Annotated in this window: 25 protein-coding genes; 10 read left to right on the top strand and 15 right to left on the bottom strand. The window is 69.9% G+C overall.

The window, feature by feature from the left end; genetic code table 11:
• Positions 1-15 precede the first annotated feature (15 nt).
• Entirely contained in the window at positions 16-1,158 is a 1,143-nt protein-coding gene (locus tag ACIBX3_RS35970) for a sensor histidine kinase (protein ID WP_397124980.1), read from the bottom strand.
• 137 nt (positions 1,159-1,295) lie between these two features.
• On the opposite strand from ACIBX3_RS35970, the gene ACIBX3_RS35965 reads away from it, so the two are divergent.
• Both ACIBX3_RS35965 and ACIBX3_RS35960 read left to right on the top strand, forming a co-directional pair.
• Positions 1,296-1,493: a hypothetical protein gene (locus tag ACIBX3_RS35965; RefSeq protein ID WP_397124979.1), complete on the top strand. Its 198-nt coding sequence runs from the start codon at positions 1,296-1,298 to the stop codon at positions 1,491-1,493.
• Between the two features lie 160 nt (positions 1,494-1,653).
• Positions 1,654-2,793 carry a cystathionine gamma-synthase gene (locus ACIBX3_RS35960; RefSeq protein WP_397124978.1) on the top strand — a complete coding sequence of 380 codons (1,140 nt, stop codon included), beginning with the start codon at positions 1,654-1,656 and terminating at the stop codon, positions 2,791-2,793.
• Between the two features lie 10 nt (positions 2,794-2,803).
• Here ACIBX3_RS35960 and ACIBX3_RS35955 read toward each other — a convergent pair whose 3' ends face one another.
• Together ACIBX3_RS35955 and ACIBX3_RS35950 are read right to left on the bottom strand one after the other, a co-directional pair.
• Complete coding sequence (locus ACIBX3_RS35955) at positions 2,804-3,238, bottom strand: hypothetical protein (RefSeq protein ID WP_397124977.1); 435 nt, start codon at positions 3,236-3,238, stop codon at positions 2,804-2,806.
• Between the two features lie 10 nt (positions 3,239-3,248).
• A complete protein-coding gene (locus ACIBX3_RS35950) occupies positions 3,249-3,374 on the bottom strand; it encodes a hypothetical protein (RefSeq protein WP_397124976.1) in 126 nt (41 codons plus the stop codon).
• A 139-nt stretch (positions 3,375-3,513) separates the two neighbouring features.
• On the opposite strand from ACIBX3_RS35950, the gene ACIBX3_RS35945 reads away from it, so the two are divergent.
• Together ACIBX3_RS35945 and ACIBX3_RS35940 are read left to right on the top strand one after the other, a co-directional pair.
• Entirely contained in the window at positions 3,514-3,936 is a 423-nt protein-coding gene (locus tag ACIBX3_RS35945) for a DUF6292 family protein (protein ID WP_397124975.1), read from the top strand.
• A 182-nt stretch (positions 3,937-4,118) separates the two neighbouring features.
• A complete protein-coding gene (locus ACIBX3_RS35940) occupies positions 4,119-4,277 on the top strand; it encodes a hypothetical protein (protein ID WP_397124974.1) in 159 nt (52 codons plus the stop codon).
• 16 nt (positions 4,278-4,293) lie between these two features.
• Here ACIBX3_RS35940 and ACIBX3_RS35935 read toward each other — a convergent pair whose 3' ends face one another.
• The 3 genes from ACIBX3_RS35935 to ACIBX3_RS35925 all read right to left on the bottom strand — a co-directional run bounded on the left by ACIBX3_RS35935 (position 4,294) and on the right by ACIBX3_RS35925 (position 8,364).
• Entirely contained in the window at positions 4,294-4,749 is a 456-nt protein-coding gene (locus tag ACIBX3_RS35935) for a GNAT family N-acetyltransferase (RefSeq protein WP_397124973.1), read from the bottom strand.
• 33 nt (positions 4,750-4,782) lie between these two features.
• Entirely contained in the window at positions 4,783-6,738 is a 1,956-nt protein-coding gene (locus ACIBX3_RS35930; RefSeq protein WP_397124972.1) for a VWA domain-containing protein, read from the bottom strand.
• Between the two features lie 228 nt (positions 6,739-6,966).
• On the bottom strand, positions 6,967-8,364 hold the full coding sequence (locus ACIBX3_RS35925) for a sigma 54-interacting transcriptional regulator (protein WP_397124971.1): 1,398 nt from the start codon (positions 8,362-8,364) through the stop codon (positions 6,967-6,969).
• 171 nt (positions 8,365-8,535) lie between these two features.
• On the opposite strand from ACIBX3_RS35925, the gene ACIBX3_RS35920 reads away from it, so the two are divergent.
• Positions 8,536-9,711, top strand: a complete 1,176-nt coding sequence (locus tag ACIBX3_RS35920) for an FIST N-terminal domain-containing protein (RefSeq protein ID WP_397125144.1) — start codon at positions 8,536-8,538, stop codon at positions 9,709-9,711.
• The gene (locus tag ACIBX3_RS35915) at positions 9,708-10,802 is read left to right on the top strand and encodes an ROK family protein (RefSeq protein WP_397124970.1); all 1,095 of its coding nucleotides are present in this window, start codon (positions 9,708-9,710) and stop codon (positions 10,800-10,802) included. Before ACIBX3_RS35920 ends, ACIBX3_RS35915 begins: the two co-directional genes overlap by 4 nt.
• Before the next feature lie 38 nt (positions 10,803-10,840).
• Here ACIBX3_RS35915 and ACIBX3_RS35910 read toward each other — a convergent pair whose 3' ends face one another.
• The 5 genes from ACIBX3_RS35910 to hppD form a co-directional block, all read right to left on the bottom strand.
• On the bottom strand, positions 10,841-11,518 hold the full coding sequence (locus ACIBX3_RS35910) for a hypothetical protein (RefSeq protein ID WP_397124969.1): 678 nt from the start codon (positions 11,516-11,518) through the stop codon (positions 10,841-10,843).
• Positions 11,515-12,126 carry an RNA polymerase sigma factor gene (locus ACIBX3_RS35905; RefSeq protein ID WP_397124968.1) on the bottom strand — a complete coding sequence of 204 codons (612 nt, stop codon included), beginning with the start codon at positions 12,124-12,126 and terminating at the stop codon, positions 11,515-11,517. Before ACIBX3_RS35905 ends, ACIBX3_RS35910 begins: the two co-directional genes overlap by 4 nt.
• Positions 12,127-12,189: 63 nt before the next feature.
• A complete protein-coding gene (locus ACIBX3_RS35900; RefSeq protein WP_397124967.1) occupies positions 12,190-13,590 on the bottom strand; it encodes a M1 family metallopeptidase in 1,401 nt (466 codons plus the stop codon).
• Positions 13,591-13,637: 47 nt separating this feature from the next.
• On the bottom strand, positions 13,638-14,081 hold the full coding sequence (locus tag ACIBX3_RS35895) for an RDD family protein (protein ID WP_397124966.1): 444 nt from the start codon (positions 14,079-14,081) through the stop codon (positions 13,638-13,640).
• Between the two features lie 34 nt (positions 14,082-14,115).
• Positions 14,116-15,225 (bottom strand): 4-hydroxyphenylpyruvate dioxygenase, encoded by a 1,110-nt coding sequence (gene hppD / locus ACIBX3_RS35890; protein ID WP_397124965.1) that lies wholly within the window; start codon positions 15,223-15,225, stop codon positions 14,116-14,118.
• A gap of 103 nt (positions 15,226-15,328) precedes the next feature.
• Here hppD and ACIBX3_RS35885 point away from each other — a divergent pair, with 103 nt between their 5' ends.
• Entirely contained in the window at positions 15,329-15,814 is a 486-nt protein-coding gene (locus tag ACIBX3_RS35885; RefSeq protein ID WP_397124964.1) for an Lrp/AsnC family transcriptional regulator, read from the top strand.
• A 188-nt stretch (positions 15,815-16,002) separates the two neighbouring features.
• On the top strand, positions 16,003-18,054 hold the full coding sequence (locus ACIBX3_RS35880) for a transglycosylase domain-containing protein (protein ID WP_397124963.1): 2,052 nt from the start codon (positions 16,003-16,005) through the stop codon (positions 18,052-18,054).
• A gap of 136 nt (positions 18,055-18,190) precedes the next feature.
• Here ACIBX3_RS35880 and ACIBX3_RS35875 read toward each other — a convergent pair whose 3' ends face one another.
• Entirely contained in the window at positions 18,191-20,191 is a 2,001-nt protein-coding gene (locus ACIBX3_RS35875) for a thioredoxin domain-containing protein (RefSeq protein ID WP_397124962.1), read from the bottom strand.
• A 240-nt stretch (positions 20,192-20,431) separates the two neighbouring features.
• On the opposite strand from ACIBX3_RS35875, the gene ACIBX3_RS35870 reads away from it, so the two are divergent.
• Positions 20,432-21,580: a hypothetical protein gene (locus ACIBX3_RS35870; RefSeq protein WP_397125143.1), complete on the top strand. Its 1,149-nt coding sequence runs from the start codon at positions 20,432-20,434 to the stop codon at positions 21,578-21,580.
• Here the strand turns inward: ACIBX3_RS35870 and ACIBX3_RS35865 are convergent, their stop codons facing one another.
• From ACIBX3_RS35865 to mca, 3 genes are read right to left on the bottom strand one after another with little or no spacing between them, the layout of a single operon-like run.
• Positions 21,581-21,868, bottom strand: a complete 288-nt coding sequence (locus ACIBX3_RS35865; RefSeq protein WP_397124961.1) for a GNAT family N-acetyltransferase — start codon at positions 21,866-21,868, stop codon at positions 21,581-21,583. It lies immediately after the preceding gene.
• Positions 21,869-22,033, bottom strand: coding sequence for a hypothetical protein (locus ACIBX3_RS35860; RefSeq protein WP_397124960.1), 165 nt, complete (start codon positions 22,031-22,033; stop codon positions 21,869-21,871).
• Positions 22,034-22,067: 34 nt separating this feature from the next.
• A complete protein-coding gene (mca, locus tag ACIBX3_RS35855) occupies positions 22,068-22,952 on the bottom strand; it encodes a mycothiol conjugate amidase Mca (protein WP_397124959.1) in 885 nt (294 codons plus the stop codon).
• A 135-nt stretch (positions 22,953-23,087) separates the two neighbouring features.
• Between mca and ACIBX3_RS35850 the strand changes: the two genes are divergently transcribed.
• Positions 23,088-23,510, top strand: a complete 423-nt coding sequence (locus ACIBX3_RS35850) for a DUF4307 domain-containing protein (RefSeq protein WP_397124958.1) — start codon at positions 23,088-23,090, stop codon at positions 23,508-23,510.
• The last annotated feature ends 7 nt before the right edge of the window (positions 23,511-23,517 follow it).

Here is a 23,517-nt window from a genome sequence, read left to right as displayed (position 1 = left end):
CCGGGCGAGCTCGGCTCAGGGCAGGGGGAACTCGGCGGCCACTTCCCAGGCGCCCTCCGAGGAGGGGCCCGCGTAGAGCCTGCCGCCCAGCGCCTCCACCCGCTCGGCCATGCCGACGAGCCCGAATCCGCCGCCAAGGCGGGAAACCCGCGGATCTGACGCCGATCCGAAGTTCCGCACCCGTAACACCACGACCCTCTCGTACCGCCGCAGATCGGCCTCCACCCAGGCGGCGCGGGAGGCGTGCTTGCGCACGTTCGTCAGCGACTCCTGCAGCACCCGGTGCAAGGTGGTCATGACCTCCGGCGGCAGCGTCCGGTCGTCCAGCCCCTGCCCGATCTCGAACGCCACCTTGGGCCCGTCCGCCGAGAACCGGTCGGTCAGCATCCGCAGGTCGGCCAGCGTGACGCCGGGCTTGCGGGCGGGATCGTCCTCGGTACGCAGCACGGCCACCATGCGCCGCATCGACGTCAGCGCCTCCGACCCGGCCGTGGCGATCGCGTCCAGCGCGGGGACCACCGCGTCCGGCTTGGTCTCGGCCACCGTACGCGCGGCCTGCGCCTGGACCACGATGCCGGTGATGTGGTGGGCGACCAGGTCGTGCAGCTCCCTGGCCAGCTCCAGCCGCTCCGCCCGGCGCACCGAATGGACGGCCTCCGTGCGGCGCTCCTGCTGGAAGCGCAGGTACCCGCCCACCCCGGCGGCCATCGACCACCCCGCGAACAGCAGGAACGAGAACGCCAGCCCCTGGCCTTGGTAGTCGCGCCCGACGGCCTCGGACAGCAGCACGACCAGCCCCACGACGGCCAGCACCGCCGCCCGCCGTATCGGCTCCACGTGGCGGAGCACGCCCATGATGAGAATGAGCAGCGACCCGGTCTCCGCCATGCCCGGCACGCCTTCGAAACCGGCGCTCCCGATCACCGTGGACGTGCCGAACGACAGGGCGAGCATGATGCTGAACCCGTCGAGGCGGTGCTTGCGCCGCAGCACGACGGCCGCGATGCCGCACACGCCGCAGAACGGCACGAGCCACTGGAAGCCCCCGGTGGTGGCGGCCATCACCAGGTCGAGCATGAGCATCATGCCCAGCCAGCCGAGCATCGCGATCTCGCTCAGCCGCCGGATCCAGTACACGAGGCGTTTGGACTCACCCACGGCCATGAGCCTAGGTCGGAAGTCGGACAGGTCGTATCAACCGTTCGGCCGAGGCAGCCCGTCACAGACCAATCCTTCAGTGGAGGCGGTGGCCAGGGGGCATCGCGGATGCTGGATGTGTCGGAAAGGGGACATAGATGGTTGCCATCGGGTTCGTACTACTGGGAGTCGGGCTGGTCATCGCGGTGCTGCTCGCGCTGGCAGACCCGGTGCTGCTCTCCCGCATCAACGGGGAGCACGCCGAGGGCGGCAGCGGCCGGTTCATCGACGCGGACGTCGTACGGCTCGCGCCCAGGCAGGGCGAGGGAGAGCGCCGCGCGCCCAAGGCGGCCTGACGACCTGGCTCGCGCGGGCATGGTGCGCGAGCCACGCGGGCGGCCGTTGGGGGACGGAGCCCGCACCGGCGGCCCGCGGTCCACTGGGGACGGACCGCGGGCCGTTGCCCGCCCGTTCACCGGGGACAGACCGCGGGCCGTCGTCCGTTAACGTGGCCCTATGAGCAACGGTTTTGAGACCCTGGCCATCCACGCAGGTCAAGAGCCCGACCCGCTGACCGGCGCGGTCGTGCCGCCGATCTACGCGACGTCCACCTACAAGCAGGACGGCGTGGGCGGGCTGCGTGCGGGATACGAGTACAGCCGCTCGGCCAACCCCACCAGGACCGCGCTCGAACAGGCGCTGGCGGCCGTGGAGGGCGGCGCGCGCGGGCTGGCGTTCGCGTCGGGGCTGGCCGCCGAGGACACCTTCCTGCGGACGGTCTGCAAGCCGCAGGACCACGTGATCATCCCCAACGACGCGTACGGCGGCACGTACCGTCTGTTCGCCAAGGTCCACGAGCGGTGGGGCCTGCACTATGACCCGGTCCCGCTGCACGACCTCGACGCCGTGGCCGCGGCCATGACGCAGAAGACCAAGGTGGTGTGGGTGGAGACGCCCACCAACCCGCTGCTCGGCATCGCGGACATCGCGGCGCTCGCGCAACTGGCCCATGACACGGGGGCGCTGCTGGTGGTGGACAACACGTTCGCGTCGCCGTACCTGCAGCAGCCGCTCAGCCTGGGCGCGGACGTCGTCGTCCATTCCACCACCAAGTACGTGGGCGGGCACTCCGACGTCGTGGGCGGCGCACTGATCGCGGCCGACGCCGGGCTCGGGGAGGAGCTCGCCTACCACCAGAACGCGATCGGCGGGGTGGCCGGGCCGTTCGACGCCTGGCTGACGCTGCGCGGGCTCAAGACCCTCGGCGTCCGCATGGACCGCCACTGCGACAACGCCGAACGGGTCGTCGACCTGCTGCTCGCCCACCCGCGCGTGACCGAGGTGCTCTACCCGGGGCTGGCCGAGCACCCGGGGCACGAGGTGGCGGCCAAGCAGATGCGGCGGTTCGGCGGCATGGTGTCGTTCCGCGTCGACGGCGGCGAGGCGGAGGCCGTGGCGGTGTGCGACCGGGCGAAGCTGTTCACACTGGGCGAGTCGCTGGGCGGCGTCGAGTCGCTCATCGAGCACCCGGGCAGGATGACCCACGCCTCGGCGGCGGGGTCGCCGCTGGAGGTGCCGGCCGACCTGGTGCGGCTGTCGGTCGGCATCGAGACGATCGACGACCTGCTCGCCGACCTCACCCAGGCACTCGGCTGACGGGTGCCGGTCAGCCCTCGGGGACGACCATCAGGAAGAGGATCACCAGCCAGATCACCGACAGCAGTCCGCTGATCGCGGCGATCCGGCCGTTCTGGACCTTGGCGTCATCGGCCGTGTCCTCGCTCCCCAGCGCTCGTACGGCGGCGCGCAGGTCACGGTCGATGATGACGAGGAGTACGGCGGCCACGATGAACAACGTCATCGAGGCCGTCATGTACCACCTGCCGAGCACCCCGCCGGGCATGACCGCGCCGAGCGCCAGCCCGAACACGAACACGCCGATCGAGCCGAGGCTGTAGATCCTCGTCGTGCGCTGGACGAACTGCAGCGCGGACACGTTCTTGTTGCGGATGACGCGGGGCGCGGCCATCGTCGCGGCCGTGACCGGGCCGATGGTGAAGATCGCGAAGCCGATGTGCAGCCAGAGAAGCAGGGACGACATGCGGGAGAGACTAGTCCCCGACGATCTCGCTGCGGGACTCGACACTCTCTTTGCTCTCGGCCGAGCAGTACATGATGAGCTCCATGGCCGCGATCGTGACGACCATCAGCACGATGAGGAGAATCATGGCAATCATGGGCTCACCTCCTTCCCCCTGGCGGACATAAATATCGTCCTTAATGACTAGACGCTGGTGCAACGGAATAAGTTCGTCGCCGGTATGGTTGTTCACCGTTCGCTTTTTCTTACCGTTAGGGCACAAGGGGGTGCCGTCCGTGGCCATCAGGCACGTCGAGCCGTACACCGACGAGTGGCTGCAGCAGCCGATCAGCTACGTGCGCCAGGTCGTCGATCGGCTCGGAGCCGAGGTGGTGGACTGGTGGGAGGGGCCGTGCGGCCCGCGTGACGCCACGCTCAAGCTGGCCGACGGGAGCGCGCTGGTGTGGGACGAGGAGAGCGGCTGGCGTCTGGGCGGATTCGTCTCGGGCGGCCGCGGCCACCACACGGAGCTGACCGACGTCCGTTATCTGGGCAACGGGCTGCTGCCCCGGCCGGAGCGGGTGCCGGCGGCGTTGAGCGACGCCCGGGCCGGAGTGGGGGCCAGCACGGCATGGCGTCCTTGTTACCGCTCGCACCGTAACTGCCGCGACGGCTTCGACCTCGCCCTGGACTTCTACTCCCGCCTCGTCGACGCCTGAATCCGGCCAAGTCCGGGCACCCACTTTCTCCCTGCCCGAAGGCACGGCCGCGGCCATCCGTCGTCGCGTGGGCAAGCGGGAGTTCTCCGCGTTCATCGCTGAGGCGGTGGAGCGGGAACTGCGTGGCCAGATCCTCGACGAATACCCGGCCGACTACGAGCGCCGCAACGGCCCTGTCCCGGGTGAGGAGCAACAGCGGGCTGCACGGCCACAAGTACGCCATTGACGCGGTCGTGGCGGAAACGGCGATACGGCAACCGCGACCAGTCGTCATGCTGACGTCCGACACCGACGACATGAAGAAGCTCTGCGGCGATCGGGTGCACCTCGTGGCCGTGTAGAAGTGCACAGGTCCCGCTACCCCCGAAGCACGAGCATGATGTGCTCGTCCTCGCCGTGCTGGACCGTCCCTTCGCGCTGGAAGCCCAGTCTCTCCAGGAGCCGCACCGAGGCGGTGTTGCCGTGGAAGGGGTCGGCGTAGAGGGGACGCGTCTTCTCCTGGCGCAGGAAGAGCCCGAGCGCCAAGGTGCCGAGACCGCGGCCCCAGAACGCACGGCCCATCCAGTAGCCGATGAAGCGCCGCTCCCCTTCCCACCAGGCCACGAGGTTTCCGGCCACCTCGTCGCCCACCATGATCGTCTGCACGTGGACGGTCGGGTCACCGAGGATCCGGGTGCGCCAGTGATCGAGGAACCTCTCCCGCGGCCGGGCCGGGAACCTCGATCTCCGGACGGCCTCAGGATCGTGCTCCTGGGCCAGGAACACCTCCAGGTCCGTCTGCACCACGTCTCTCAGGCGCACATCGTCGGTCATGCCGAGCGAGTCTGGCATGAGCGACCGACGGTTTCAGCGGGCGCGACGCAGGCGGAGGAAGTCGCTGACGACGTACTCGCCCAGCCGCTCGGCGCTCGGCGAGAACACCCGGCCGCCGTTCCTGCGGGCCACCTCGTCCACGAACTCCTTCAGCCGGTCGTCCGCGGCCAGCATGAACACGTTGAGCGTGGCCCGCCGCCGCGTCATCTTGTCCACCTCCGCCAGCGTGAGCTCCAGCGTCTCGTGCGACGGCGGCCACTCGAACGCCGACCTGCCGTTGCGCATGAGGTGAGCGGTGGGCTCGCCATCGGTGACCACCAGCACCACCGGCTCGAAGTCGGGGTGGCGGTCGAGGTGGCGGCCGGCGATCAGCAGGGCGTGGTGCAGGTTGGTGCCCTGGACCATGTCCCAGTCGAGGCCCGCCAGCTCGTCCGGCTGCAGCACCCTGGCATAGTTGGAGAAGCCGATGATCTGCACCGCGTCCTGCGGGAACTTGGAGGCCACCAGCGCCTGCAGGGCCAGCGCGGTCTGCTTGGCCGCGGCCCAGGTGCCGCGCAGGGCCATCGAGTACGACAGGTCGACCAGCAGGCAGACGGCCGCGGCGCTGCGGCGTTCGGTCTCGGCCACCTCGAAGTCGTCCACGGACAGGCGCACGGCCGTCGCCCCGGGGCTGACGCCGCCGTTGCGGACGCCGTTGACCAGGGTGCGGACCACGTCGATGGGTTGCTCGTCGCCGAAGCGCCAGGGCCGTGACGAGCCCGTGAGCTCCCCGGCCGAGCCCGCGTCATGCTGGTCGTGGTCGCCGCGGCGGCCGGCGTCCAGCGAGGAGAACACCCGCCGCAGCGCGGTCTCGCCGAGCCGGCGCACCGCCTTGGGCGTCAGCTCCAGCTTGCCGCGGCGGCGCAGGAGGTAGCCCTGCTCCTCCAGCTCCCGTTCGATGCGCTTGAGCGCCTCCAGGTCGTCGACCGCGGAGCGGCCGAGCGCGCGGCGTACGGCGGCCTCGTCGATGTCGTCCAGCCTGGCGCCCGGGTAGTCCTGCCGCAGGGCCGTCTCCAGCTGGGTGAGGTCGGCCAGCTCCTCCAGGGCCGTGACGGCGTCGCCCATGCCCAGGGGCTCCTCGCCGGTGAGGCGTTCAGGGGCGTTCCAGGCCAGGTCGGGGCGGCGGGCGTGGAGAGCCTCGCCGAGGCGGCGCATCTGCTCGGACAGCCCGGCCTGGTCGAGGGTCTGGTTGATCAGGTTGCCGAGCTCCTCGCGCTGGCGCGGGGTCATCGAGGCCAGCATGCGCTGCGTGGCGGCGGCGCGGCGGGCCAGGATGTCGACGAGCTCCTCCAGGTTGCGCGGCCGCTCCGGGAACAGATCGCCGTATTTCTCCATGAAGGCGTCGAAGTCCGCCTGGGTGTGCTGACCGCGGGCGTCCTTGTCCAGCATGTCGTTCAGTTCCGACATCATCTGGCGGATGCGCTCCATGGCCTCCGGGTCCGGGTTGGCCAGCGCGTCCCGCAGCCCCCTGAACTGGCTGTCCAGGACCTCCCGCCGCAGCAGGTCGCGCAGCTCCTCGAAGGTCTGGCGGGCCGCGGCCGAGCGCCACTCGTACGTGTTCAGCTCCTGGATGGCGCTGGCCGTGTCGTCGGGCAGCGCGTCCAGCTCGGCCTCCCGCAGCCGCGCGTCGTCGGACGGGTCGGGGAAAAGCTCCGCCCGCTCCTGCCCGATGGCCTTGTCGAGCAGCGCCCGCGCCCGCTCCAGCGTGCCGTCGAGCCGGCCGCGCTCGCGCAGGTCGCGGCGGCGCCGGCGGACCTCCCTGAGCATGTCGTCGAGACCGCGCCGGTCCTGGGCGCCGGGCAGGCCGCGCTTGAGCAGGTCACGCAGGGCGTGGACCGGCGTCGAACCCGACAGGATCGCATCGCCCATCTCGTCGAGCGCCGCCCGCACGTCATAGGGCGGGGCAAGGGGATCGGGGCCGTCGTGGAACTCGCCATAGCGGAAGGCCATCACGAGACCACGCTAACCCGGAATGCCCGCCTACGCGTCCCCGTGGACTTCCCAGACCTCGTCGATGCCGCCGGCCTCGGCAGAGAGCGCAGCTGCGCCGCCACCGGGTGCTTGACGGACTTCAGCACCTTGGTCAGGTCACCCGCAACGCAGGACTTCTCGCCGAGCCCGTTCCTGCCGGCGTCGACCGGGCGCGTGGCCGGCCACCCGCGAGATCCGCCCATTCGTTCACGTGCGGTAGACCGCGACTCCGTCGAGGTCTTCCTTGGACAGCCGTCGCATGAGGTAAAGCCCCTCCAGCGCGAACTCCAGAGCCGCCGCGGCGTGGCCGGGCGACTCCTCGCCCGCCCCCATGCCCAGCCTGGACATGATCTTCGCCAGACCGGAGACGGGGCCCATCCGGTGCAGCAGCTCGCCGGCCGGGACCAGCTCGCCGGACTCCACCTGGTTGCCCTCGGCGAACTTGTCGGTCACCGCGGACAGGTCCATGCCGCCCAGCCGGTTCCTGAACGTCTCGGCCGTGGCCCGGCGCAGCAGGTGGGCCAGGATCTCCGTCTCCCTGCCCTCCTCGCTGACCTCGAACTCCACCTTGCCCCGCAGGCTGTGCACCACGCTGGCCAGGTCGATCACGCGCGTGACGGCCTGCTCCTCACCCGCGATGGCCGCCCGGCGCACCGCGGAGGCCGCGGCGGTCTCGGCGCCCGCGATCGAGAAGCGCGCGGACACGCCGGAGCGGGCGTCCACGGCGGTGGACTCGCGTACCAGCCGGGTGAATCTGGCGATCACCTCGACCAGGTGCTCGGGGATGTCGGCGCCGATGTCCGGCATGGACTCCTGGCGGATGAGCGTGAGCTCGTCCTCGACCGTCAGGGGGTAGTGGGTGCGGATCTCGGCGCCGAACCGGTCCTTCAGCGGCGTGATGATCCGGCCCCTGTTGGTGTAGTCCTCCGGGTTGGCGCTGGCGATGAGCAGGATGTCGAGCGGCAGGCGCAGGTTGTAGCCGCGCACCTGGATGTCGCGCTCCTCCAGCACGTTGAGCAGCGACACCTGGATGCGCTCGGCCAGATCGGGCAGCTCGTTGACGGAGAAGACGCCGCGGTTGGTGCGGGGGACCAGGCCGTAGTGCACGGTCTCGGGGTCGCCGAGCGTCCGGCCTTCAGCGATCTTGATCGGGTCGACGTCGCCGATGAGGTCGCCCACGGAGGTGTCGGGCGTGGCCAGTTTCTCGCCGTACCGCTCGTCGCGGTGCTTCCACGCCACCGGCAGCTCGTCGCCCAGCTCCCGCGCCAGCGTCTGGCAGCGGGTGCAGACCGGCGCGTACGGATGGTCGTTGATCTCGCACCCCTCGACCACCGGCGTCCACTCGTCGAGCAGACCGGTGACGGTGCGGATGAGCCGGGTCTTGCCCTGGCCGCGCTCACCGAGGAGGACCAGGTCGTGCCCGGCGAGGAGAGCGCGCTCCAGATGCGGCAGGACCGTGTCGTCGAACCCGACGATCCCGGGAAACCTCGGCTCGCCCGCTCGTAGCCTGGTCAGCAGGTTTTCCCTGACCTCGGCTTTGACGGTGCGATGAACGTGGCCGCTCTCTCGCAACTTGCGGAGAATTCGTGGCTGTGGCTGATGCACGGGATCGAGACTACGTCCCCTGCGTGGAATGTGGCAGAGAGTTTCGCATCTGGCGGAGATTTCGGATCTTGACTATTGCGTGGCGGTTCGTGGGCGTGCTTGTCCTTTTAGTGGGGAGAATCGGGCCTAGGGAACTTGGACATGTCGAGGGAGGCGAGACGCGTGGCCTTGATGACGAGCCGCTTCGCCGACGGCCTCGCCGTGGGTTCCGACCTGGTGGAGGCCGCGCAGAACGCCGTCGGCCAGGCACTGTCGAGGCTCAGCGGCCAAGCCGACCTGGTCTGCTTCTTCATCTGCGGCGACGATCCCGATGACGTCGCGAGGGCCGGTCAGGCCGCGATGAAGCTTGCACCGGGAGCGCACGTGATCGGATGCAGCGCCACCGGAGTGATCGGCGACGGGCAGGGGGTGGAACTGACACCCGCCGTGAGCGCCTGGGCGGCGACGCTGGGCGGGGCGCGGCTGACCACGTTCGCGTTGGAGACGCTGGCGGCCGAGGACAAATTCGTCGTCGTCGGGCTGCCGGAGCGCAACCCGGATGATCATGTGGCGATCCTGCTCGCTGATCCGTACACCTTCCCGACCGATGCCTTCGTCGAGCGTTCGGTCGACGTGCTCGGCGAGCTGCCGCTGGTCGGCGGGCTGGCCAACGGGTTGCAGGGACGGGGTTCCGTACGGCTCTTCGCCGACGGCGAGATCTACACCGAGGGCGCGATCGGCGTGCTGCTCAGCGGCCCGCTGAAGGTCAGCACCGTGGTCAGCCAGGGCTGCCGGCCCATCGGCCCGAGCATGGTCGTCACGGCGTCGGAGGAGAACCTGCTGCTGGAGCTGGCGGGCCAGCCCGCGCTGGCCCGGCTGGAGGACATCGTCAGCGAGCTGGACGAGGACGACCGCGAGCTGGTGGCCGCCGGGCTGCAGATCGGCGTGGTCATGGACGAGTACGCCGAACGCCACGAACGCGGCGACTTCCTCATCAGGGGCGTCATCGGCATCGACCCCGAACGCGAGGCCGTGGCCATCGGCGACATCGTGGAGATCGGCCGTACCGTGCGCTTCCAGGTACGTGACGCGGCCACCGCGGACGAGGACCTGTACGACACCCTCGACGCCCACCGCGAGCAGCTCGGGAAGGTGGACGGGGCGCTGCTGTTCTCGTGCAACGGGCGGGGCTCGGCCATGTTCGGCACCGCGGACCACGACCCCGTCGCGCTGCGCGACACGCTGGGGCCGATCGGCGTGGCGGGCTTCTTCGCCGCCGGCGAGGTCGGTCCCGTCGCCGGGCACAACCACGTGCACGGCTTCACCGCCTCCGTCCTCGTCTTCTCCAGCACCGCGGGCAATCCATGATCCTCGCTGTCGACGTCGGCGGCACGAAGATGGCCGCCGGCCTGGTGGGCCATGACGGCACGGTGGTGCGTTCCGCGCGCGTCCCGACGCCGCAGGGGGCGGATGCCCACACCCTGTGGAAGACGCTCGTCGCGCTCATCGAGCCCCTGTCGGAGGGTGTCGATGGGGTGGGCGTGGGTTGCGGCGGGCCCATGGCCTGGCCCGACGGCGAGGTCTCGCCCCTGAACATGCCCGGCTGGCGCGCCTTCCCCCTGCGCGCCCGGCTGGCCGAGCGCTTCCCCGGTTTGCCGGTACGCCTCCACAACGACGCGGTCTGCCTGGCCGTGGCCGAGCACTGGAAGGGGGCCGGGCAGGGGAGCGCCGACATGCTCGGCATGGTCGTGTCGACCGGTGTGGGCGGCGGCCTGATCCTGGACGGGCGCCTGGTCAACGGCGGCACGGGCAACGCCGGGCACATCGGGCACGTGGTGGTGGAACCGGAGGGCGGACCCCGGTGCGGCTGCGGCGGTCACGGCTGCCTGGAAGCGGTGGCCCGCGGCCCGGCCCTGACCGCCTGGGCCCTGTCCCAGGGCTGGATCCCCAGCACCACGACCACGACCGGCCCGGTAACCACCTCTCCCGGCGCCGCACCGCCGGGGCGGGGCACGACCGTACAGGCCGAGCGAGCCGCCGCCGTCCAAGCGCCTCCGGGGCCGAGGGCCGGTGTCCGGAGCGGCGGTGCGTACCGGGACGACGGGGTGTACCGGGAGGATCGGGCGGTTACGGCGCGGGTGCTGGCGGCCGACGCGCGGGCTGGGGATCCGGCGGCGTTGCGGGCCATGCGCAGGGCCGGGCGGGCGCTCGGAATCGCGATCGCCTCAGCCACCCACCTGTGCGACCTGGATCTGGTCACCATCGGCGGCGGCCTGTCACAGGCGGGCGAGCCGCTGTTCGGCCCGCTGGACGAGGCGTTGCGCGAGCACGCCCGGGTGGGGTTCGCCCGCCGGGTCAAGGTCATGCCCGCCGCCCTGGGCCAAGAGGCCGGTTTGATCGGCGCCGCCGCACTCATCCTGGCGGGGGAGAACTACTGGATCCCGGCCACCGGCCGCTGAGTCCCGCCGAACGGTGAAGGCCGGGGCCTGGTGGGGTGCTACTCGGTTTTCTGACTCAGACCCGGCCCGCTGTCCTGGCCGCCGGTCTTGGAGTCGAGCCGGGGCTCGCCGCCACCGCCGCCACGGCCGGACGGCGGCTGCGGCATCGGGATGGCCTCGCAGTCGGCGACCGCTCCCTTGACGACCTCCAGCGACATCCCGAACGGCGGCTTGTCCTCGCCGGCCTTGCTCTTGGACACGGCCAGCACCAGCGTCTCATCCGCCGGGATCTGTCCCTTCTCGATCGTGAACGTTATCCCCCCGCTCCCGGTCCCGTCGCCGGCGATGCCCGCCGAGAACAGCCCGTTCCCGCCGCCACTCCGGCCGCGCGGCGTCTTGCAGGTCTGTCCCTCGGGCAGGTAGTCGACGACCGCCTTGATGCCGGCGTCGGCCAGGTCGGCCTCCAGCCCTTCGGGGTCGGTGAACGAGTTGATCCGCACGCTGACCGCGCCGTCCGCACCCTTGGTGACCGCGTACGCCGGACTGCCGCCGACCCCGGTCAGGACCACCACCGCGGTTGCGGCCGCCGCGACCCCCGCCACCGCGGCGGACAGCCCCACGAAGCGCCGCCGCGAGCCGCGCTGAACCGGGGTCACAGTCGTCATCTTGTCCTCCGCCGTTCTCGTCGTGATCTCTTCCTTGAGTGCACCGAGAAGGCGCTCTTCGAAAGTGCTCATGCCTGTCCTTCCACGTACACAGGTGCCGGCGTGCCTTCTGGCCGAGTCCCGCCCGGCGGGCTGAGATGGATGTCCTCGCTTCGCTGCGGATCCACCTCAGCGACGTCTTCAAGGCCCTTTCTGGCCCGGTGCAGCCTGACTCGCGCGGTGACCTGCCGGATGCCCAGGGCCGCGGCGGCTTCGGTGACGGTGAGCTGATCGATCGCCACGAGCTCCAGTACGGCGCGTTCGCCCTCCGGAAGCTTGGCCATGGCCTCCCAAGAGCCGCGCATCCGGCGCTCGGCGTCGATCCGCTCCTCCATCCTGACGAGGTCGTCGTCGTCCATCAGCCGGCGACCCGCGACGCGGCCGGTGGCCCGCGCCTCCCTGGCCGCTCTGCGATGCTGGGCCGACACGACGTTGCGTGCGACGCCGTACAGCCAGCCGATCTCGCTGCCCCGGCCGGGGACGTAGGTATGTGCCGAGTCCAAGACCGCCAGGAAGATGTCCGCCGTGAGGTCCGCGGCGAGATGAGGGTCGCTCACCCGCCGGGCCACGAATTTGAGTACGGCATCCACATGGCGGCGATAAAAGGCCTCGAAGGCCGCAGGATCTTCGTTGAGGCGCATCGCCTGCAATCCCTTTCGTCGTTCGCCTTACACCCGTACTTGGACCGAGCGACGAAAAGCGTTTCAGCCCAGGGCGGAGGGCTTGCGGGGCTGGAAGAGCCAGGCGTCGAACAGGGCGCCGAGGTCCTTGCCGGACATCTTTTCGGCTAGCTGGACGAACTCGTCCGTCGTGACGTGACCGTAGCGGTGGTCGGCGGCCCACGTCCGCAGCAGCGCGAAGAACGTCTGGTCGCCGACGGCCCTGCGCAGGGCGTGCAGGGTCATGGCGCCGCGCGAGTAGACCGAATCGTTGAACAGGTCGTCGGGCCGGGCCCGCCCCGGCGGATAGTTCCAGATCTCGTCGGTGGCCGGGCGGTTGTAGTAGTCCGTGAACGCGGCCTCGGCGGTCCTCCGGCCCTTGTGCTCGGCCCACAGCCACTCGGCGTACGTGGCGAACCCCTCGTTGAGCCAGAGGTCCTTCCACCGCCTGATGCTCAGGCTGTTGCCGAACCACTGGTGCGCCAGCTCGTGCGCGATGATGCTCTCGTCCGGGTCGAAGCCCCCGTAGAGCGGCTTGGTCTGGTTTTCCAGCGCGTATCCGGCGGCGTAGTCGTCCACCACGCCGCCGGTCGAGCCGAACGGGTAGGGGCCGAAGACCGTGGCCCAGTAGTCGGTGAGCTCGGCGGAGGTGGTGTAGAGGCGGTCGAGCGAGCTCCTGAACCGGGGGTCGGCGGCCGCCAGGTTGGGGATGCCCCCGGAGGTGCGGCCCTGACGCAGCTCGAACTTGCCCAGCGTGGCCGTCGCGAGATAGGTCACCATCGGGTGCCGCTCGCGCCAGCGGTAGGTGGTCTTGCCGCCCGAGGTCGTGGGCTTTCCGCTCATCTCACCGTTGGCCAGGGCCGTCACCCCGGCCGGCACGGTGATCGTGAAGTCGAAGGCGGCCTTGTCGGCGGGGTGGTCGTTGCCGGGGAACCAGGTCTTGGCGCCGTTGGGCTCGGAGGTCACGAAAGCGCCGTCCGCGGTCGGGATGAAGCCGTACGTGCCCAGGTCGGCGCGGTCCCTGATCGGCCGCGGAACGCCGGAGTAGGACACCTTGACGGAGAAGCGGGCCTCGTCCGCGATCGGCCCGGCGGGCCGCACGGTCAGTTCGTCGCCCTGACGGGTGAAGGTCGCGGGCGCGCCGTCGACGGCGACCTCGCGTACGTCGAGCCCGGCCAGGTCCAGGTTGAACGCCGACAGCTCCTGGGTGGCGGAGGCCGCGATGGTCGTCACACCCACGAGTCGCTTGCTCGCCGGGGTGTAGTCGATGACGAGGTCGTAGTGGGAGACGTCGTAGCCGCCGTTGCCGTCCTTGGGGAAGTCGGGGTCGCCGATGCCGGGCGCGCCCGCCCTGGGGCCGGTCGTCGAAGGGCCGTCGGCGGGCGCGCAGGCGAGCACGCCGACCAGCGCCACCACCAGTGCCACCCCGCGCCTGTCAGAACGCATCGGCGAAACGAACCCCCTTCGATCTGTGACCAGAGTATTACGCTGAGTCAGGCATTCGCGACGACTGTCCTGGCGGCTTTGTCGTGAAGGGCCTGTTTGCGGGGGTCGAAGAGGATCCAGCCCAGGTCCAGCAGGGCGCCGACGCAGCAGAGCCAGTCGAGCACGACCGCCACGGCCTGCCTGACCGCCGCCTGCGCCACGCCTATCTTCGCGCCGGTCTCCTGGACCACCCTGATGGCCCACAACTTCTTGCCCAGCGTCTGGCCGTTCCAGAAGGCGTGCAGCAGCCAGAAGTACAGGAAGGCCACGAGCCCGGCCAGAAAGGTGTGCTCCACCGGATAGCGGTCCCACACGCCCCTGGCGCCGTCCCAGACGTAGCCCCAGCTCGTCCAGGTGAAGGGGGTCGAGACGATGTTGATGATGAGCCAGTCGAGGACGCCGGCGAACAGCCGCCGCCAGCGTCCCGCCAACCCCGGTGGCGGCGATCCCATGATTTCCTGATCGCCCCCACTAAGTCGGGACAAACTAAAGGTTGCCCCTACGTTCCTGCTCGCGCTCGATGGCCTCGAACAGGGCCTTGAAGTTGCCCTTGCCGAACCCGAGCGAGCCGTGCCGCTCGATCAGCTCGAAGAAGACCGTGGGCCGGTCCTCCACCGGCTGGGTGAAGATCTGCAGCAGGTAGCCGTCCTCGTCCCGGTCGACGAGGATCCCGCGCTTCTTCAGCTCCTGGATCGGCGCCCTCACCCGCCCGATGCGCGCGCGCAGCTCGGGGTCGTCATAGTACGAGTCGGGCGTCTCCAGGAACCGCACCCCGGCCGCCCGCATGTGGTCGACCGTCGTCAGGATGTCGTTGGTGGCCAGCGCGATGTGCTGCACGCCGGGACCTCGGTAGTACTCGAGGTACTCGTCGATCTGCGACTTCCGCTTGCTGACGGCCGGCTCGTTGAGCGGGAACTTGACCTTCCGCGTGCCGTCGGCCACCACCTTGGACATGAGCGCCGAGTATTCGGTCGCGATGTCGTCGCCGATGAACTCGGCCATGTTGGTGAAGCCCATGACCTTGCGGTAGAACTCCACCCACTCGTCCATCTTGCCCAGCTCGACGTTGCCGACGCAGTGGTCGATGGCCTGGAACAGCCGCCCGGTCCTGGTCGCGGGCGGCGCGACCAGCGGCTCGGCGGCCGCGTACCCGGGCAGGTAGGGGCCGCCGTAGTTGGACCTGTCGACCAGCGTGTGCCGCGTCTCGCCGTACGTGGCGATGGCGGCGAGCTGCACCTTGCCGTGCTCGTCCTCCATCGTGTACGGCTCCGCCAGCCCCTTCGCCCCGTGGGCGACGGCGTGGGCGTACGCCCCCTCCACGTCGGGCACCTGGATGGCCAGATCGATCACCCCGTCGCCGTGCTCGGCCACGTGCCGCGCCAGGTCCGTGCCGGGCCGGATCGAGGCCCGGAACTCGAACGTGGCGCCGCCCGAGGTCAGCACGTACGCGGCCTGGTCGCGGCTGCCGTTCTCCGGCCCGCGGTAGGCCACCAGCTTCATGCCGAAGGCGGTCGAGTAGTAGTGGGCCGCCTGCTTGGCGTTGCCCACGGCGAACACCACGGCATCCATCCCATTAACCGGAAAGTCATCACTCATACCATCAACTCTCGTTTTTCCTGGACGAGTTGCGCAAGAGTTACTTCAGACAGTGCACAATCTGTCTAGCGTTCATGCGAAATATCCGGTACTTCTGTACAGCATGACGATCGATGATCTCGACGCCCGGTTGATCGCCCTGCTGACCGCCGAGCCGCGCCTGGGGGTGCTGGAGTGCTCGCGCCGGCTCGGCGTGGCCCGCGGCACCGTCCAGGCCAGGCTCGACCGGCTGACCGCGAGAGGAGTGATCACCGGGTTCGGGCCCGACGTGTCGCCGGCGGCGCTCGGCTACGGTGTCACCGCGTTCGTCTCCATGGAGATCAGGCAGGTCGCCGGGCACGACCCGGTGGCGCACCGGCTGGCGCGCATCCCCGAGGTGCTGGAGGTGCACACGATCACCGGCGACAGCGATCTGCTCTGCCGTGTGGTGGCCCGGACGAATGCCGATTTGCAACGGGTTATCGATCAGATCGTGGATGTTCAAGGCGTGCTCAGGACTAATTCGATCATTGCCCTCGACACCCCGGTTCCTTACCGAGTGCTGCCGCTTGTCGCCGATGTTCCGCGTCGAGATAGGCGATCGCCGTAGTATCGCCATGGGACGAGGCACCGTTGTCGATCGTTTAACCTTGGCATTCGCCCAGCTTGCGGGGTCGCGCGGCGTTGGGTGGGCAAGACTTGACGAGGGGGTCGAGAGTGCGGAGCAGCGGCGGAACCGGCATGAGAAAGCGGCGGATTCTCAGACTTCTGCTCATAAGTTTCGGCGCAGGAATCCTCGTGCTGGCCGGCCTTTTCGCGGTCGCGTGGGCCATGACCCCCATTCCCGACACCACCCAGAAGCAGGCCACCGCGCAGGGTTCGGTGATCTATTACCGCGACGGCAAAACGGTGCTGGCCCGGCAGGGCGTCGACCGCAAGGTCGTCGATCTGGCCAAGGTCCCCATGCATGTGCGCCAGGCCGTCATCGCGGCGGAGAACCGCTCGTTCTACGAGGACGCCGGCGTCTCGGTCAAGGGCACCGGGCGGGCCGTCTGGTCCACCCTCACCGGGCAGCAGCTCCAGGGCGGCTCGACGATCACCCAGCAGCTCGTCCGCAACTACTACAGCGGCCTCAGCCAGGAACGCTCCGTCACCCGCAAGTTCAAAGAGATCCTCATCGCGGTGAAGGTCGACCAGTCGAAGTCGAAGGACTGGGTGCTGGAGCAGTATCTCAACACGATCTACTTCGGCCGCGGCGCCAACGGCATCCAGTCGGCCGCCCGCGCCTACTTCGGCAAGGACGTCGGCGAGCTGACCGTCTCCGAGGGCGCCTACCTCGCCGCGGTGATCCAGCAGCCCAGCCGCTTCGCCGACCCCAAGGGCGCCGACCTCGCGGCGGCCGAGGAGCGCTGGCGGTCGGTGATCGACGCGATGGGGCAGACGGGCGCGCTGACGCCCCAGCAGGCGGCCGCCGAGAAGTTCCCCGAGCTGACGGCGCCGAAGAAGCCCTTCGAGCTCAAGGGCCAGGCCCAATACATGCTCAAGCAGGTGACCGCCGAGCTCAACCGGCGCGGCTACACCGACGAGGACATCAACGGCGGCGGGCTGAAGGTCGTCACCACGTTCGACAAGAAGCTCATGGCTGCCGCCGAGCGGGCGGTCAAGGACGTGCTGCCGGACAACACGCCGAAGAAGGTGCGTACGGGCCTGGCGGCCGTGGATCCCGCCACCGGCGAGGTCGTGGCGTTCTACGGCGGCAACCCCAAACGCTACGACTATGACAACGCCTTCTCCGCCAAGGTGATGGCCGGGTCCACCTTCAAGCCGTACACGCTGGCCGCCGCGCTCGACAACGGCTTCGACCTGTCCACCAGGGTCGACGGCAACTCCCCGCTGCGGGTGGCGTCCGCGAAGGAGCCCATCCCCAACGAGGGCGAGCGCTCGTACGGCCAGATCAATCTGGTGCGGGCCACCCAGAACTCCGTGAACACCGCGTTCGTGGACCTCGGGCAGAAGGTCGGGCTGGACAAGGTGGCCAAGACCGTCGAGGCGGCGGGCATCCCCGCCGACCAGCTCACCCAGAAGACGGTCCCCTCGTTCCCGCTCGGCGTGTCCTCCGTCAGCGCCGTCCAGAACGCCTCCGGCTTCTCCACCTTCGCCAACAAGGGCGTGCATCTGGAGGCCCACGTGCTCAAGTCGGTCACCGACGGCACAGGGCACAAGGTCGTCGTCAAGCCGGTCTCGACACGGGTGGTCAGCGAGCAGGCGGCGGCGGACACGACGTACGCGATGCAGCAGGTCGTCAAGTACGGCACCGGCACCGCCGCCCGGCTCTACGACCGCCCGGTGGCCGGCAAGACGGGCACCACGGACAACTCGCAGTCGGTGTGGTTCAACGGATTCACGCCGCAGCTGGCGGTGGCGGTCGACATGTTCCGCGTGGACAACAAGACGGTCCGGATCCCGGGGTACGGCACGCAGTTCGGCGGTCAACTCCCGGCGCAGATCTGGCGGGCGTTCATGACGGAGGCCATGGCGGGCAAGCCGGTGGAGGAGTTCCCTGAGCCGTCCGACTACGGCTACTCCTCGGACTACTCGGTCCCGGACCAGGATCGGGACGTGCCCCAGCAGGAGTACACGCCGCCGACGGACCGGGACGAGTGGAACACGCCCGAGCCGGACTTCAGCGAGCCCCCGGTCACGGACCCGCCCGTGACGGAGTCACCGAACGACGACCGCCAGGACGACCAGCCGGAACAGACGACGCAGCCCACGCAGGCCCCGGACCAGCCGACCACGGACGTCGGCCCCGGCGCCACGGACGACCGAAGCAGCAGCCCAACGGGCTGACCCGCCCCGGTCCAGGCACCGCTCGGGCTCGCCACCGGGCGCCGCGCCTGAGGGCCGGCCGCGGCCACCGCGCCGGGGATCGGCGAGCCCTCCGGTCGTTCCGCGCCACGGAACACGGACGTCCTGCCCCGGACGGCTACCCGGTCGCCAGTTCGGCGCGCAGCGCGTCGACCGTCGTGACCGGCATACGGCACGTGAACCCCCTGCACACATATGCCGCAGGCGCGTCGTCGACCGTACCGCGGCCTTCCAGCAGGGCCGGGAACACCCCGTCGCCGGGGACGAGCGCGTCACCCGAGTAACCCCTGTTCGCGGTGTCGCCGGAACCGAGCGCGACCACCAGCCCGGGTACGTCCGCCACCAACGCCGCCCGGTGCAGCGCGGCCGTCCGCGGGTCGCCGGGCGGGCCGACCACGGCCACCTCGACCGGCCCTTCCAGCGCCGCCCGCGCCACGGCCAGCCCCCAGCCCGCGAACCTGGCATGCGCTCTGGCCAGCACGGAAACGGTCCCCAGCGCGGCGTGAGCGGCCTCCCGGTGGCGGGCCGAGCCGGTCAGGGCGCCGTAGGAGAGCAGGGCGCCCGCGGCCGCGTACTGGCCGGACGGGGTGGCGTTGTCGGTGGGATCCTGCGGCCGCTGGAACAGCTGCTCGGCGTCGTCCGCCGTGTCGTAGAACCCGCCCGCCCCATCGGCGAACCGGTCGAGCACGACGTCCAGGAGCGATCCCGCCAGCCGCAGCCATCTGGTCTCGCCGGTCACGCCGTACAGCGAGATCAGCCCCTCGGCCAGGTTGGCGTAGTCCTCGAGCACGCCGGCGTTGGCGCCCGCCCGTCCGTCCCGTGACGTGCGCAGCAGCCTGCCGTCCACCATGTGCGTCCGGGCCAGCAGCTCAGCCGCGTCCGTGGCCGCCGCGACGAAGCCGGGCCGCTCGAACACCACGCCGGTCTCGGCGAGGGCGGCGATGGCCAGGCCGTTCCACGAGGCCACGACCTTGTCGTCGCGGCCAGGACGTACACGCTGCTCCCTGGCGGCGAGCAGCCGCTCCCGGACGCTCGCGTAGCGGTCGGCGTCCTCGGGGTCGCGCAGCAGCTGCAGCACGGAGGTGCCGTGCTCGAACGTGCCGGTGACCTCGAAGAGGCCGGTCGCCCACCGGCCGTCGTCCTCGCCGAGCACCTCGTGCAGTTCCTCGGGCGTCCAGACGTAGAACTTGCCCTCCACGCCCTCGCTGTCGGCGTCCAGCGCCGAGGCGAACCCTCCCTCGGCGGTACGCATCTCGCGCAGCAGCCAGTCGGCCGTCTCCAGCGCCACCCGCCGGGCCGGCTCGCCGCCGCCCGCCTTCCACCAGTGGGTGTAGACGCGCAGCAGGAGCGCGTTGTCGTACAACATCTTCTCGAAGTGCGGCACGACCCATTCCGCGTCCACGCTGTAGCGCGCGAACCCGCCGCCGAGCTGGTCGTACATGCCGCCGCGGGCCATCGCTTCTAGCGTCTTGCCGCTCATCTCGCGCTCGCCGGACCGCAGCAGGAACTCCAGCACCATGGACGGCGGGAATTTCGGCGCCGCGCCGAACCCGCCGTTCACGGAGTCGAACGACTCCCGCAGGTTCCGCACGGCCTGGGCCAGCGTCTCCTCGCCCGGCACCGCCCCGCTGGGCAGCGTGGCGTGCGTGTTGAGCGCCTCGACCACCTTCGAGCCCTGCTTCAGCACGGACTCCCTGTCACCCGTCCACACGTTGTGGACCTCGGTGAGCAGGCGCTGGAAGTTCGGGCGCGGGAAGTAGGTGCCGCAGTAGAACGGGTGTCCCTCCGGCGTCGCGAACACCGTCATCGGCCAGCCGCCCTGGTTCGTCATGGCCTGTGTGGCGCCCATGTAGACGGCGTCCACGTCCGGGCGTTCCTCGCGGTCGACCTTGATGTTCACGAAGTGCGCGTTCATGAGGCGCGCGGTCTCGTGGTCCTCGAAGCTCTCATGCGCCATGACGTGACACCAATGACACGCCGAGTAGCCGACGCTGATGAGCAGCGGCACGTCGCGGCGCCGGGCCTCGGCGAACGCCTCCTCGCCCCACGGGTGCCAGTCCACCGGGTTGCTCGCGTGCTGCAGCAGGTAGGGGCTGGTGGCGTCTTTCAAGCGGTTCATCACGACCTCCTCGCCTCACCCTAAACCGGCCACCGTCCTGCCCTTCTCTGACCCGGTGCCCGGCCCGCGACGGCACATACCCGTTCGTCTCCGGTCGTGTCCGCGGCGGCGGCTCTCCACCATGCGCGGGGCGCGCGCATCCGCAGGACGGACGTGTGCGGGGGAACGGTGCGGGCAGGGATCTGCGAAGGCTTCGGCTGACTTGGCAGGGTGGAACGGCGTAGGTTACGGAGCGTGGATATGGACTTCGTCTGCGCCCACGGCGGGCGCCCGGCGACCGCCTTGACCCGCAGGGACGTGGCCAGGGCGCTGCTCGCCGTGCCCTCGGGCGTGGCGCTGGTGGCGATGCCCGACCTGCGGCGCGCGATGATGTCGGCGGGCAACCCGCTCTCGCGCGCGTTCTGGGAGTCGGCCAAGGCGACGCTCAGCTCCATCGAGGCGGGCGTGGCCACGGTCGGCGACGTGCAGCGCTGGGTGGAGTCCACCGGCACCGAGCCGATCCTCATGACTCCCAGCTACTTCGTCTGGCCGGAGGAGGACGAGCGCGGGCCCGTCGCCGCGGACATGTTCGCGCGCCTGGTCGCCTACCTGGAGGAGCGCGTGGAGTCCGGGGAGATCGATCCCGACGCGCTGGCGAGTGGGGATCAGGAGGCCCGCAGGGCGTACGAGGAGCTGCAGGAGCGCTGGCTCGCCACGCCGCTGCCGGACGGGCGGGTGCCCGGGCAGGCGGTCAGCGAGGAGCAGGACGAGGAGCTGTTCGCGGCGTGGGACGAGGAGGAGGCGTTCGCGCTGTCCGAGCTGCGGCGCATCGTCGGCGCGCTGCCGAAGCAGCCGGAGTTGCCCGCCGCCGAGCTGGAGACGGCCGCGGCCCGCCTGCGCGCGCTGCTCGCGTTGCCCGGCTACCCGGCCAACGTGCTCCGGGCCTGTGCCGGGTTCGAGGAGCGGCCGATGCCGGACGACGATCGGGAGCTGTGGCTGGCGGTGGCGGCGGGCGTCGCGGCGCCGATCTCGGATCTGTCGGAGAGCGCGGACGTGCTGGAGGAGTTCGCCGATCTCGAGGGCGATCTGAGCGAGGAGGACGCGGCACTGGCCAACCTGTGCGCGATCCAGCACGCCGACTGGCTGGCCGGGGTGGCGGCGCTGATCAGGATGGGGCCGGGGGTGCTGGCTTCGCCCGAGCGGATGGCCCGGCTCATCGCCGAGTCCGAGGACATCGAGATCGACGTCCAGGACGAGGACGACCTGGACGCCACCGAAGGGCTGTTCACGTCCGTGGTGGCGCTGTGGGGTTATCTCGGCATCGTGGACGAGGACGAGGTGCTCACGCCGCTGGGCTGGTGGGGGCTGCCGAAGGCGCTGGAGCTCGCCTGGTCGCCCGCCCCCGAATGATCACTCGTGCGCGTCCACGAGGTCCTTGAACTCCGGGTGGCGTGCGATGTACTTCGCGACGAAGGGGCAGAGCGGCACGACGCGCAGGCCGGCGTCCGCGCTGGCCTGGAGCGCGTGCTTGACCAGCTTGCTCGCCAGCCCCTGCCCCTCGTAGTCGGGCAGCACCTCGGTGTGCGTGAAAACGATCTTGGTGGGCAGAAGCCGGTAGTCGGCGAACCCGGCGACCTTGCCGTCCACGAGAATCTCGAAGCGGCTCTCCGTCGAGTTGTCGACTGTGTCGATCGGCATCTACTCGGCTTTCTTGTCGTCGACGTCGCTCTCGTGCGGCACCTGGATCTTCGACATCTGCTTGTTCATCGACTTGATCAGCATGTAAAGGGCCAGCCCGATGAGGGCCACGACGACGAAGCCGAGCAGGCCCGGGCTCACATCACCAGCTGCTAGAACGGTCACGCTTCCAGTGTGCCACCGAGGATCGGTGGTCCCGTCAGTGGCAGGCGGGGGAGACGTCCTCGGCGTGGATGCCCTCGAACAGGTCGTCCTCGGGCAGCTCGGTGTCCACCAGCGAGCGCGCCAGGTGGTAGTCCTCCGTCGGCCAGATCTCCTGCTGCAGCTCCCGCGGGCAGACGAACCACCAGCTGTCGGGGTCCACCTGGGTGGCGTGCGCCTTCAGCGCCTCGTCGCGGATCTGGAAGTAGTCGCCGCACGGCACCCGCGTGGTCACCGGCCACTTGGCCGGGCGGTCCTCCCAGCGGGAGATCCAGTCGGCGTACGGGGAGCCGAGTCCGCGCTCGGTCATGGCCTCGTGCAGTGCCTCGAACCGTTCCTTGGTGAAGCCCATCTGGTAGTAGAGCTTCAACGGCTGCCACGGGTCGCCGGTGCCCGGGTAGCGGTCGGGGTCACCGGCCGCCTCGAACGCCTCGACCGACACCCGGTTCGTCATGATGTGGTCGGGGTGCGGGTAGCCGCCGTCGTCGTCGTACGTGATGATCACGTGCGGCCGGAACTCGCGCACAGCCTCCACCAGCGGCCGGGAGGCGTCCTCCAGCTTCTGCAGGGCGAAGCAGCCCTCCGGCAACGCCTCGTCCTCGTTCTCCGGCAGCCCGGAGTCGACGAAACCCATGAAACGCTGCTCGACCCCGAGGATCTCGCGGGCCCGGTCCATCTCGGCCTTGCGGATCTCGGCGATGTTGTCGCGCACTTCCGGCCGGTCCATCTTGGGGTTCAGCACGGAGCCGCGCTCACCGCCCGTGAGGGTACAGACCAGCACTTCCACGCCTTCGCGCACGTAACGTGCCATCGTGGCGGCGCCCTTGCTCGACTCGTCGTCGGGGTGGGCGTGGACAGCCATCAGCCTCAGCGGTGCACTCACGGGCTCGATGTCTCCTCAGTCGGACCGGTCACTTAGTTTGTCTGCAGGCGGTCGTGAGGGTCAGGTCGTGTACCGAGACCCCCGCGGGCGACAATTGTCTCGGATAACGCTGAGGGAGTGCAGGGAGATTCCGCCATGGTCACCAGAGATGTCGAGAACGGACCCGTTCTCGGCACACCCGATGACTTGCCAGATCGTCCGAAGCGGGGCGGCCGGCTCGTCGTCCACGTCGTGATCGGCGTGCTGGTGGCCATCATCGCCGGCGGCTGGGGCTGGGTGATGTGGTCGATGACGGCCGGCGGCGGCTCGGACGCGCCGGCACAGGTGGTGACGTTCAGTGTCGCGGGCCCGACACGGGCGGAGATCACCTTTGAGGTGTACAAGCCAGACGATAGGGTGGCTGTCTGCCGCATCAGGGCTCTGGACGTCAATCACGCGGAAGTAGGCAGCAAGGAAGTAAGAATCCCGGCTGGTGGGGGTACTAAGCAGCTCAAGGAAAGCCTTGACACCAGTGGTCAGGCCACTTCCGTCCACGTCCAGTACTGCAATCTCGTATAGTGAGACA

Origin of the sequence: Nonomuraea sp. NPDC049480, assembly GCF_044465905.1 — a bacterium.
Classification (GTDB): domain Bacteria; phylum Actinomycetota; class Actinomycetes; order Streptosporangiales; family Streptosporangiaceae; genus Nonomuraea.
Note: the sequence above shows the minus strand (reverse complement) of the source record. Positions and strands in the feature narration are given on the sequence as shown.

What these genes read in the sequence shown, in the direction of transcription:
- ACIBX3_RS35935 (WP_397124973.1), bottom strand. Translation starts at nt 4,749, where the DNA reads ATGACCGACGATGTGCGCCTGAGAGACGTGGTGCAGACGGACCTGGAG.
- ACIBX3_RS35930 (WP_397124972.1), bottom strand. Translation starts at nt 6,738, where the DNA reads ATGGCCTTCCGCTATGGCGAGTTCCACGACGGCCCCGATCCCCTTGCC.
- ACIBX3_RS35865 (WP_397124961.1), bottom strand. Translation starts at nt 21,868, where the DNA reads ATGCCGATCGACACAGTCGACAACTCGACGGAGAGCCGCTTCGAGATT.
- ACIBX3_RS35850 (WP_397124958.1), top strand. Translation starts at nt 23,088, where the DNA reads ATGGTCACCAGAGATGTCGAGAACGGACCCGTTCTCGGCACACCCGAT.
- ACIBX3_RS35950 (WP_397124976.1), bottom strand. Translation starts at nt 3,374, where the DNA reads ATGATTGCCATGATTCTCCTCATCGTGCTGATGGTCGTCACGATCGCG.
- ACIBX3_RS35910 (WP_397124969.1), bottom strand. Translation starts at nt 11,518, where the DNA reads ATGAGCACTTTCGAAGAGCGCCTTCTCGGTGCACTCAAGGAAGAGATC.
- ACIBX3_RS35895 (WP_397124966.1), bottom strand. Translation starts at nt 14,081, where the DNA reads ATGGGATCGCCGCCACCGGGGTTGGCGGGACGCTGGCGGCGGCTGTTC.
- ACIBX3_RS35900 (WP_397124967.1), bottom strand. Translation starts at nt 13,590, where the DNA reads ATGCGTTCTGACAGGCGCGGGGTGGCACTGGTGGTGGCGCTGGTCGGC.
- ACIBX3_RS35915 (WP_397124970.1), top strand. Translation starts at nt 9,708, where the DNA reads ATGATCCTCGCTGTCGACGTCGGCGGCACGAAGATGGCCGCCGGCCTG.
- hppD (WP_397124965.1), bottom strand. Translation starts at nt 15,225, where the DNA reads ATGAGTGATGACTTTCCGGTTAATGGGATGGATGCCGTGGTGTTCGCC.
- ACIBX3_RS35920 (WP_397125144.1), top strand. Translation starts at nt 8,536, where the DNA reads ATGACGAGCCGCTTCGCCGACGGCCTCGCCGTGGGTTCCGACCTGGTG.
- ACIBX3_RS35885 (WP_397124964.1), top strand. Translation starts at nt 15,329, where the DNA reads ATGACGATCGATGATCTCGACGCCCGGTTGATCGCCCTGCTGACCGCC.
- ACIBX3_RS35870 (WP_397125143.1), top strand. Translation starts at nt 20,432, where the DNA reads ATGGACTTCGTCTGCGCCCACGGCGGGCGCCCGGCGACCGCCTTGACC.
- ACIBX3_RS35875 (WP_397124962.1), bottom strand. Translation starts at nt 20,191, where the DNA reads ATGAACCGCTTGAAAGACGCCACCAGCCCCTACCTGCTGCAGCACGCG.
- ACIBX3_RS35905 (WP_397124968.1), bottom strand. Translation starts at nt 12,126, where the DNA reads ATGCGCCTCAACGAAGATCCTGCGGCCTTCGAGGCCTTTTATCGCCGC.
- ACIBX3_RS35965 (WP_397124979.1), top strand. Translation starts at nt 1,296, where the DNA reads ATGGTTGCCATCGGGTTCGTACTACTGGGAGTCGGGCTGGTCATCGCG.
- ACIBX3_RS35955 (WP_397124977.1), bottom strand. Translation starts at nt 3,238, where the DNA reads ATGTCGTCCCTGCTTCTCTGGCTGCACATCGGCTTCGCGATCTTCACC.
- ACIBX3_RS35960 (WP_397124978.1), top strand. Translation starts at nt 1,654, where the DNA reads ATGAGCAACGGTTTTGAGACCCTGGCCATCCACGCAGGTCAAGAGCCC.